Consider the following 2,953-nt stretch of genomic DNA (forward strand, 5'->3'; position numbering starts at 1 on the left):
CCTCAAGGTTTGGCGAAAACGCTTACAACAGTTGATAGACCAAGGTTTAGTAAAGCTTTACCAGGCTTGTGCTGAACATTTTCCTGAAAATTTACATAAGGATGTCCCAACTCTCTGTTTCAATAGCAACCAAAGTAATCGTATTGCACTGTCATTGCAGCAATTCTCAAATAATGAACCACCAACATGGTTTCAAACCCGAAGCCCAGAAGGTGTTAAAACAGTTTTTAGTCGGTTAGAAACATTACGCCAAGAAGCAAGACTTGTTCAAGCATCTGAGTTAGAAGATATAAACACTACTGTAATCTTCTTAAACCCTTCTGAGAAGGAATGGCGCGGCGACTTCAGCATGTCAGAACTTAGAAATAAACTAAGATTAGAGGCTGCTTTATCTGGAAGCGAGGTGACGAAGATTATCTACCGCGATCGCTATCTCAGGGAAGAAGGGGCTTCCATTTTAGTTGAATTATTAAAATGGGGTGGATTTGATACTCAATCTCATGTCGAAATTCTCACAACTGAAGATAAGGATGCTAAGAACGCTTTTACCATAGAGAAAGAGCTTAAAAAAATATTTGTTCAACTCCAACCGAATGAAAATAATTTGTTGGTTCGAGTTAAACGCTCAGTTGATTTCAAACAATGGAGTCACCTTATTCCTCACGGTCGCGTTCTGGAAATCTACCGACAAGACGGATTGCATTATCAAGTGATTTTTGACATCGGGATGACCTTTTTAGCAAGAGAGCGCGGAAAATATCGTGTTAAATTTACTACTTATGTAGTAGTTGAGAAAACCATTTAAAATTTGAGGATGGCGAAGAATTGGCGTTGCCAGTCAACTGCAACAACTTTAGACATAAATTACAAAATATAATCTTTAAGCGTTCGCTTCTTCTCACAAGAAGAATAATTGAGAATGTATCGCTTTGATGCAGAAACCACCCATGCCGAAAAACTGGATTATTAAAGTAGACAACTATTTCCATGCAAACCCCAATTGCATCATCGCCACCGCCCATGTGGACACGTTTCCCACAAACCTACCCCTAGAACCCAACATCCGGGAACCAAACCGCAAAAGTGCGACATACCGACAAATCTTTGACTCTGTGACGACCGAACCAGAAAAATTTTTCTCTCGTCACAGTGGAATCGTTCTGTCAGCGAATAAAGTTAAGCCCAGCAAAAACAAAACCGAACTGGAGTTAGAAGTCTTAGAAGCTAGCGAGGGGGGTAGCGATGGCATTATCAATGGAGGTCACACAGTTTTAGCATTTGAGCAAGCTAAAAATTACAAATATGACCTCAGCCTTGCCAGAGTCAAAGTTACCATCCACATCGGCCTCCAGGAAGAGGAGGCTAAAGATATAGCCCTCGCCTCAAATACCACTTCTCCTGTAGATTCTCGCTCCAAAGTCAACGCCAGGGGAGATTACAAATTTATCAAGCAGTATTTAGCCCAGTTAGAAAGAGCAGAAGATAGAAAATTTAGAATAGCCTATTACCAAAACCAAAGCGGCGCTCCTAGAAATGCACAGTGTAATGTTAACCACTTGTTCAAGCTGATCAACTGCCTCGACAGAAATAGATACAATCCCGACGGCAATAAACGAAGCAAGCACCCTACAGGTACGAACACCCCAAGCCAAATCACAGACACTGAGAGGGAAAGATTAACTCTTCTATTGCCTCTACTTCCCAAAGCTCTGTGGATAGAGCAAAGACTGTACGAAATCATCCAAGAACATATCAGCAACCCCAGAAGAAAGGGTGTCAACGACTTAGCATCAATTGATACACGCAAAAGTACCCTTCTCCCCGACAGCAAGTACTCGTTTGGGTTTGGTGCGCCAACTGACCTCGCACTACCCATAATTGCATCCTATCGGGTATTCCTAGACCAAGACTATAACTGGATTATTCCTTTTGACGAATTCGCCGAAAACTTTCTCCAACACCTGTGGGGTAACTATTACCGTAAATACTTGATATCGGAAAAAACAGCAGGAAATACAGTGGGGACTAAAATTTGTCGCAATCAAGAAATTTGGGAAAGTCTGTACATTTCGGCCCCTACACGCTTATCTGGCTTGGCTAAAGGATGAAAAGCCAGTACGGGGGCAGAAAAATACTTATGGAATTAGTAAAAATACGGCAGCTAAATACACGGCGGCGATTAAAAGTTTGTGGGAGTGGGGTACTAGAGCTTCTATTGGTTATTTTGCTATCGACTTGGGCAAGGACTTAAGTATCCAATGGGACGATAAGCTCGCAGAGCGCATTCTGTCGGAACGCGAGATTGCTAAGTTGGAAAAAGCGGCGATTGAAGTAGATTTGCAACACAACACTAATAAGATGCATTGGCTGCTGTTGACTCTCGTCTTTTACAGTGGGGTGAGGGCGGGAGAAATTGCGCGGCAAACTTCTGATTATGGTAAGCGCATAGTTACGCCGGGGTTATTTTGGCGGCAGTTTCGGGAGGATGGAGATTGTCTGTTATTAACTGTGACGGGGAAACGAAATAAAACCAGAACCATTAGTCTCGATCTGGAGACGAGTGCAGTGCTACTGGATTACCGTGGGGATGCCAGCAATGATGAGCCGGTGTTTCCTAGTCCCAGTCGTCGAGACAGGGGTAAACCTCTAAGCGATCGCGGATTGCGGTTAATGATGGCGGAAATTTCTGCTAGTGCGGGAATAAAGTTCAGCGCCCACTTTCTGCGCCACACTCATGCGACGCTGGCTAAGAAAAATGGAGCTTCTGATTTTGACTTGCAAGCAGATTTGGGCCATGCTTCTCCTGCGACAACTGCAAAGTACATTTGTCCATTAAAGAATTATTTGTCACTTTTAAATAATTACTGTCAAGTGGTATAAGAGGCTAAAAGCCTGATAGATACAGGGGTTAGTGCTTTTTGCTGCTTTTGTATTTTTTGAACGTTATTAAATA

Annotated in this window: 2 protein-coding genes and 1 pseudogene; all 3 read left to right on the top strand. The window is 42.7% G+C overall.

The window, feature by feature from the left end; genetic code table 11:
• Positions 1–805: pseudogene (locus LC586_RS40125) on the top strand (DEAD/DEAH box helicase); the annotation flags it as partial.
• 142 nt (positions 806–947) lie between these two features.
• A complete protein-coding gene (locus tag LC586_RS40130) occupies positions 948–2,108 on the top strand; it encodes an AIPR family protein (protein WP_229491327.1) in 1,161 nt (386 codons plus the stop codon).
• Between the two features lie 79 nt (positions 2,109–2,187).
• Positions 2,188–2,880, top strand: coding sequence for a tyrosine-type recombinase/integrase (locus LC586_RS40135; RefSeq protein WP_229491326.1), 693 nt, complete (start codon positions 2,188–2,190; stop codon positions 2,878–2,880).
• The last annotated feature ends 73 nt before the right edge of the window (positions 2,881–2,953 follow it).

The sequence above is a fragment of the Nostoc favosum CHAB5714 genome, from assembly GCF_020829495.1.
In the GTDB taxonomy this organism is placed as follows: domain Bacteria; phylum Cyanobacteriota; class Cyanobacteriia; order Cyanobacteriales; family Nostocaceae; genus Nostoc; species Nostoc favosum.